This is a genomic window from Streptomyces sp. SID486 (assembly GCF_009865385.1).
Taxonomy (GTDB): Bacteria; Actinomycetota; Actinomycetes; order Streptomycetales; family Streptomycetaceae; genus Streptomyces.
In genome coordinates this window covers 1-6,552 of sequence record NZ_WWJT01000754.1, presented here as the reverse complement: position 1 = coordinate 6,552, position 6,552 = coordinate 1, and the positions used below count along the sequence as shown (strand labels likewise).

The following is a 6,552-nucleotide window of genomic DNA, read 5'->3' as shown; positions in this document are numbered from 1 at the left end:
GGCCCCGGCGGCCCGGGAGCGGGCCCGGCGGGTGCGCGCGCGGGGGTCGGCCCCGGCGGCGGGCTCAGCGACGACACCGCGATCCTCACCCCGCAGAAGCCGGCCCCCGAGGGCACGCCCGGTTACCGTTCGCCGGCCGCCGACAACGTCTCCGGACAGACCGTCACCAGCGGCATCCCGGTCGTCCCCGGCGCCACCAAGCCCCCGTTCGGCCACGCCGACGGCCCGGCGGCGCCCGCGGCGCCCAAGCCGGAGCCGGCCCCCGCGCCCAAGGCGGCGGCCCGGCCGAAGAAGAAGGGCCGCAGCAAGCTGGTGCTGCTCGGCGTCGGCGTGGTCGTCGTCGCGGGCGGCGCCTACGGCGCCGGACTGCTGATGAACCACACCGACGTGCCCAAGGGCACCACCGTGCTCGGTGTCGACATCGGCGGCGGCACCCGCGACGACGCCGTCAAGAAGCTGGACGACGCCTTCGGCAGCCGGGTGGACAAGCCGCTGAAGCTGGCCGTCGGCGGCAGGACGGTCACCGTCACGCCGGAGAACGCGGGCCTGCAGTTCGACTACCAGGCCACGGTGAGCGAGGCCGCGAAGAGCGACTACAACCCGGTCCACGTCATCGGCTCCCTGTTCGGGCAGAAGCGCGTGGTCGAGCCCGCCATGCCGGTGGACGAGGAGAAGCTCCAGGCCGCCCTCCAGCAGGCGGGCGGCGGCTCGGGCTCGGTCACCGACGGCACCGTCGACTTCAGCTCCGGCAAGGCCGTGGCCGTCCACGGCAAGGCGGGCAAGGCCATCGACGCCGGCCAGTCCACCCACGCGGTGGAACAGGCCTACCGCACGCTGGTGGAGACGGGCGCCCCGGCGCCGGTCACCGTGCCGACCACCACCAGGCAGCCGGCGGTCTCGGACGCCGAGGTCGACCGGATGATGAAGGAGTTCGCCGAGCCCGCGATGTCGGACCGGGTGACCGTGCAGACGGACGCGGCCCACCAGGTCCAGCTGAGCCCGCAGAACTCGCTGAAGAAGTTCCTCCGGGTCACCGCCGTCGACGGCAAGCTGGTCGACAAGCCCGACCTCGGCGCCCTCAAGGAGCTCTACGGCCACACCTTCGACGGGGTGCTCATCACCCGCGGCAACGGCAAGAAGACCCCGGTCACCCCGGAGGACGTCTACGCCGCCCTGCGCCCGGCCCTGATGAGCCGGACCGACCGGGTCGCGGTCATCGACACCGACCCGAGCTAGCCGCTCCGCCGGCCGTGCCGGGCCCGCGGACCACCGCCGGCCCGGCACGGCCCGCCGCGCGGTTCCTCGCGCCCCCGGAGCGGGAGTCACGCGTCCCGCATGACATCTGTCATCCGGCTCTCAGGACCGCCGACACTGCCCGGCACCCGACCCGTGCCGCCAGCATGGTGGGCATGACGACGACAGCGGCGCCGGCCACCACCACCCCGGTGGTCGGGTTCGACCAGGTGACCAAGACGTACGGGAGCGTGCGGGCCGTAGACGGCCTCTCGCTCCGGCTGTACCCGGGCGAGACCGTCGCCCTCCTCGGCCCGAACGGGGCGGGCAAGTCCACCACCCTGGACCTGCTCCTCGGGCTCAAGCCCGCCGACAGCGGCACGGTGAGCCTGTTCGGCACCGGCCCGCGCGAGGCGATCGTCGCCGGGCGGGTGGGGGCCATGCTGCAGAGCGGCGGGCTGATGGACGGGGTGACCGTCGCCGAGCTGGTGAAGCTGGCCTGCTCCCTGCACCCGCGGCCGTACCCGGTCTCCGACGTGCTGGCGCGCGCGGGCATCACCCAGATCGCCGACCGCAAGGTCGACAAGCTCTCCGGCGGCCAGGCCCAGCGGGTCCGGTTCGCCCTCGCCACCGCCGGCGACAGCGACCTGATCATCCTCGACGAGCCGACCACCGGCATGGACGTCACCTCCCGCCAGGCATTCTGGGCGACCATGCGGGAGCAGGCCGACCAGGGCCGTACGGTCCTCTTCGCCACCCACTACCTGGAAGAGGCCGACGCCATCGCCGACCGGGTGCTGGTGCTGCACCGCGGCCGGCTCCTCGCCGACGGCACGGCCGCCGAGATCAAGGCCAAGGCCGGCGCCCGCCGGATCGCCTTCGACCTGGAGGGGGAGATCGACGAGCCGGCCCTGCGCGGCCTGCCGTTCCTGACGTCCCTCGACGTGTCCGGCCAGACCGTGCGCATCCAGTCCACCGACGCCGACGCGACCGTCCACGCCCTGTACGGCCTCGGCGTCTACCCCCGCAACCTCGAGGTCGCCGGTCTGGGCCTCGAACAGGCCTTCGTCGCCATCACCGCCGCCGAGGAGGCGAAGCAGTCGTGAACAGCCTGATCACCCTGGAAGTGTCCCGCGCCCTGCGCAACCGCAAGTTCCTGTTCTTCTCCGTGATCTACCCCTCGGGACTGTTCCTGCTGATCGCGGGGAACGCCGACAGCCACACCAAGGTCGACGGCACCGGCCTGACCCTGCCGACGTACATGATGGTCTCCATGGCCTCCTTCGGCGCCCTGACCGCCGTGCTCATGGGCAACAGCGAGCGCATCGCCAAGGAGCGCGAGAGCGGCTGGGTGCGGCAGCTGCGGCTGACCACCCTGCCCGGACGCGGGTACGTCCTCGCCAAGACCGCCAGCGCGGCCGTGGTGAGCCTGCCGTCCATCGTGATGGTCTTCGTGGTCGCCGCGGTGGTGAAGGACGTACGCCTCGACGCCTGGCAGTGGCTCGGCCTCACCGGTGCCATCTGGGCCGGCAGCCTGGTCTTCGCCGCGCTCGGCGTCGCCCTCGGCTACCTCGCCAGCGGGGACGCGGTCCGCCCGATCACCATGATCATCTACTTCGGTCTGTCCATGCTGGGCGGCCTGTGGATGCCGACGACCACGTTCCCGCAGTGGCTGCAGGACATCGCCAAGTGGCTGCCCACCCACGCGTACGCTTCCCTGGGGCGCGCGATCGAACAGAGCCGGACGCCGCACACCCAGGATCTCGCCGTCCTCGCCGTCTCCTTCGTGCTGTTCGCGGGCGGAGCGGCCTGGCTGTACCGGAAGGACACGCTGAAGGCGTGAGCACGATGACGGAAGACCGGACCGGGATGCCGGACCACCCGCCCGTGGGCTGGCCGCCGGGCAACAGGCGCCAGGTGCTGGTCAAGACGCTGTGGATCGGGGTCTGGCTGGTCTTCCTCAGCTCGCCGGTCGAGGACCTGGTCGACGGCGGACACAGCACCGGCGCCACCGTGGCCGGCGCGGTCGGCCTCACCGCCTTCGTCGGGGTCTACCTGACGCTGGTCTACCGCAACATGGGCCGGTCGTTCTCCCCGCGGGTGGTGCTCACCCTGGGCGGCGTCCTCGGTGTGCTCGCCCCCGTCCTGGCCGCCACCCTCGGCAGCGCCTGGCTGGGCCTCTTCGTCTACCTGTCCGTCGCCTGGGGGGCCACCCTGCCGCTGCGCGCGGCCTACTGGGCCATCCCCGCCTCCGGCGCCATGATGTACCTGATCGCCCTGCGCTTCGGCGAGGCGGCGGAGGCCCGGGGGCTGATCCTGCTCGTCGTGCTCATCGGGTTCGCGATGACCGGCGTCGGCCAACTGGTGCGCACCACCATCGAGCTGCGCAAGGCCCGGGCCACCGTCGCCCAGCTCGCCGCCAACGAGGAACGGCTCCGCCTCGCCCGCGACCTGCACGACCTGCTCGGCCACTCCCTCTCCCTGATCACGCTGAAGAGCGAGCTGGCCGGCCGGATGCTGCCCGACCACCCCGACAAGGCGGCCCGGCAGGTCGCCGACATCGAACAGGTCAGCCGGCAGGCGCTGGTCGACGTCCGGGAGGCCGTCACCGGCTACCGGCGGCCCCGGCTCGCCGCCGAACTCGCCGGCATCCAGGTCGCCCTGACCGCCGCCGGGGTGGCGGCCGAGATGCCCGCCGAACCCGATCTCGCCACCGTCCCCGAGGAGTCCGAGTCGGCCCTCGCCTGGGCGCTGCGCGAGGCGGTCACCAACGTGGTCCGGCACAGCGGCGCCGACCGCTGTGTGGTCCGGCTGCTGCACCGCCAGACCCTGGACGGCCCGGTGCTCGAACTCTCCGTCGAGGACAACGGATCCGGCGGCTCCGGCAAGGGCCCCGGCAACGGCCTGACCGGCCTGACCGAGCGGCTGGAGAAGGCCGGCGGCAGCCTGGAGGCGGGCCGGCTCAAGCACGGGTTCCGGCTGGTCGCCCGCGTGCCCACGGCCCCCGCGGCCGACGTAGGATCCGGGGCATGACGAGCACGATCAAGGTCCTGCTGGCCGAGGACCAGTCGATGGTCCGCGAGGCGCTGGCCGCGCTGCTCGGCCTGGAGGACGACATCGAGGTCGTCGCCCAGGTCGCGCGCGGCGACGAGGTCCTCGCCGCCGTCGGCGCGGGCGGCGTGGACGTGGCACTGCTCGACATCGAGATGCCCGGCTGCACCGGCATCGAGGCCGCGGCCCGGGTGCACCGCGACTTCCCGCGGGTCAAGCTGGTCGTCCTCACCACCTTCGGCCGGCCCGGCTATCTGCGCAGCGCCATGGAGGCGGGCGCCGACGCCTTCCTCGTCAAGGACGCCCCGGCCGCCCAGCTCGCCGAGGCGATCCGCAAGGTGCTGGCCGGCGAGCGGGTCATCGACCCCACCCTGGCCGCCGCCGCGCTCGCCGAGGGCGCCAACCCGCTGACCGACCGCGAACGCGAGGTGCTCCGGGCGGCGGCCGAGGGCTCCACCAACGCCGAACTGGCCCGGGCCCTCCACCTCTCCCAGGGCACCGTCCGCAACTACCTGTCGACGGCCATCCAGAAACTGGCGGCACGCAACCGGGCGGAGGCGGTACGGATAGCCCGGGACAAGGGATGGCTCTGAACCCCCTGGGCGGTGGCCGGTTCAGTTGAGCTTGGCCCGCGCGATGCGCGCCTCCTGCCGTACCTTTCCCGCCGCCGACTCGTCGACCACCTCGATGAGGTCGGCGTACGCCGTCAGTTCCTCGGCGCCCGCGACGAACTCCCCGCGCTGCACCAGCAGTTGCCCGCGCTCGTAGCGCAGTCGCGCCGGGTGCGAGGGGATCAGCAGCGCCAGCTCCACGGCCCGCAGCCCCACGTCGGAGCGCTCCGGCCGGGCCGCGGCCCACGCCCGGATGTTGTTCAGGACGCGCTGGACGACCTCCAGCGGCGGTGCCGGCTCCAGCATCGAGGGCTGCAGCGGCGCACCCGTGGCGCCCACCACCAGCAGGTCGGCGTCCGGCCCGGTCAGCACCCGGCCCCCGTCGAACGGATCGGCCAGCACCCGCTCGGCCGCCGCCCCGAACCCGACCACGAAGTGCCCCGGCAGCGCGACCCCGTACACCGGGGCGCCCGCCCGGCGCGCGACCTCCAGCCACACCACCGACAGCAGGATCGGCAGTCCGCGCCGCCGCCGCAGCACCTCGTGCAGCAGCGACGACTCCGGCCGCTGGTAGTCGCCCGGCGTGCCGTGGAAACCGTAACGGCCGCCGAGCAGCCCGCCGACGGCCCGCGCCCACGCGTGCGGCCCGCCCGGCCGGTACGGCAGCTCGCCCGCCAGCCGGTCCAGCTCCGCCTGCGCGGCGTCGATGCCGGCCTCGTCGAGCGAGCCGTCGGTCTCCGCGCCGATCAGCAGGCACAGCGCCGACAGGTCCGGCCGCTCGGAGCGGGCCTCCTCGGCGAAGCGCCGCCGCAGCTCGGCGGAGCGCTCCGGCCGGGGCGGGTACGGGGGCGGCAGGTAGGGGTGGCGCATGCCAGGCTCATGCCCTTCCACGGCGGTTTCTACGACCTTCCCGGGCCGGCGGGTGTCTGCGGCCCCTGCGGAGCCCGGTAGTGGTGGTAGGCGTGGTGCGGCAGGAAGCCGAGCGCGCGGTAGAGCGCCCGGCCGCCCTCGTTGTCCGTCTCCACCTGCAGCCACGCCGCCGAGGCACCCTCGTCCAGCGCGCGCCGGGCCAGCGCGGCCAGCACCTCGGTGGCCAGCCCCTGCCGCCGCCGGGCGGGGTCCACCTCGACGGCGGCGAACCCGGCCCACCGCCCGTCCACGACACACCGGCCGATGGCCGCCGGCGGCTCGCCCGCGGCGGCGCCGGGCACGGCCGCGAACCACACCGACGGACCCTCCCCGAGCACCCGCAGGGCCACCTCGCCCGCCCCCGCGCGCCCGTACCGCCCGAGCCACGCCTCGTCCACCGTCCGGGACAAGGCCACGTCCGCGCCCTCCGCCCGGTCCGCCACCGGCGCCAGGGCGCCGGTCCACAGCTCGGCGGTCACCTCCCGCACCCAGCCGCGCCGCTCCAGCTCCGCGCAGAGCAGCTCCTGCGTGCCCTCGGCGCCGGTCGCGGTCTGCACGTAGGCGGGCAGGCCCCGCTCGCCGTACCAGCGGCGTACGGCGTCCAGGGCGGCGTCGAGCGGAAGCCCGGGATCACCCAGCGGCAGCACGCTGTTGGCCCGCCGGGTGAAGCCCTCCCGGCGCCCGGCCACCGCACCGGCCGGGCGCCCCACGGCCCCGGGGGCGGGCCGCTGCGGCGGCTCCGCCTCGA

At 74.5% G+C, this 6,552-nt stretch carries 6 protein-coding genes and 1 pseudogene; 5 read left to right on the top strand and 2 right to left on the bottom strand.

What is annotated here, in order from left to right:
- From GT045_RS35350 to GT045_RS35330, 5 genes and pseudogenes are all read left to right on the top strand, one after another.
- Positions 1 to 1,236 (top strand): annotated as a pseudogene (locus GT045_RS35350) (hypothetical protein); the annotation flags it as partial.
- A gap of 173 nt (positions 1,237 to 1,409) precedes the next feature.
- Positions 1,410 to 2,339 (top strand): ABC transporter ATP-binding protein, encoded by a 930-nt coding sequence (locus GT045_RS35345; protein WP_202529326.1) that lies wholly within the window; start codon positions 1,410 to 1,412, stop codon positions 2,337 to 2,339.
- The gene (locus tag GT045_RS35340; protein WP_161291346.1) at positions 2,336 to 3,076 is read left to right on the top strand and encodes an ABC transporter permease; all 741 of its coding nucleotides are present in this window, start codon (positions 2,336 to 2,338) and stop codon (positions 3,074 to 3,076) included. Before GT045_RS35345 ends, GT045_RS35340 begins: the two co-directional genes overlap by 4 nt.
- Positions 3,077 to 3,081: 5 nt before the next feature.
- Complete coding sequence (locus GT045_RS35335) at positions 3,082 to 4,266, top strand: histidine kinase (RefSeq protein WP_161291350.1); 1,185 nt, start codon at positions 3,082 to 3,084, stop codon at positions 4,264 to 4,266.
- Complete coding sequence (locus GT045_RS35330) at positions 4,263 to 4,877, top strand: response regulator transcription factor (protein WP_161336718.1); 615 nt, start codon at positions 4,263 to 4,265, stop codon at positions 4,875 to 4,877. Before GT045_RS35335 ends, GT045_RS35330 begins: the two co-directional genes overlap by 4 nt.
- 21 nt (positions 4,878 to 4,898) lie before the next feature.
- On the opposite strand, the gene GT045_RS35325 is transcribed toward GT045_RS35330, so the two are convergent.
- Entirely contained in the window at positions 4,899 to 5,765 is an 867-nt protein-coding gene (locus GT045_RS35325; RefSeq protein WP_161336717.1) for a transglutaminase-like domain-containing protein, read from the bottom strand.
- Between the two features lie 29 nt (positions 5,766 to 5,794).
- Positions 5,795 to 6,552 (bottom strand): GNAT family N-acetyltransferase (locus GT045_RS35320; RefSeq protein ID WP_161336716.1); only part of this gene is annotated, 758 nt, incomplete at its 5' end.

What these genes read in the sequence shown, in the direction of transcription:
- GT045_RS35345 (WP_202529326.1), top strand. Translation starts at nt 1,410, where the DNA reads ATGACGACGACAGCGGCGCCGGCCACCACCACCCCGGTGGTCGGGTTC.
- GT045_RS35335 (WP_161291350.1), top strand. Translation starts at nt 3,082, where the DNA reads ATGACGGAAGACCGGACCGGGATGCCGGACCACCCGCCCGTGGGCTGG.
- GT045_RS35330 (WP_161336718.1), top strand. Translation starts at nt 4,263, where the DNA reads ATGACGAGCACGATCAAGGTCCTGCTGGCCGAGGACCAGTCGATGGTC.
- GT045_RS35325 (WP_161336717.1), bottom strand. Translation starts at nt 5,765, where the DNA reads ATGCGCCACCCCTACCTGCCGCCCCCGTACCCGCCCCGGCCGGAGCGC.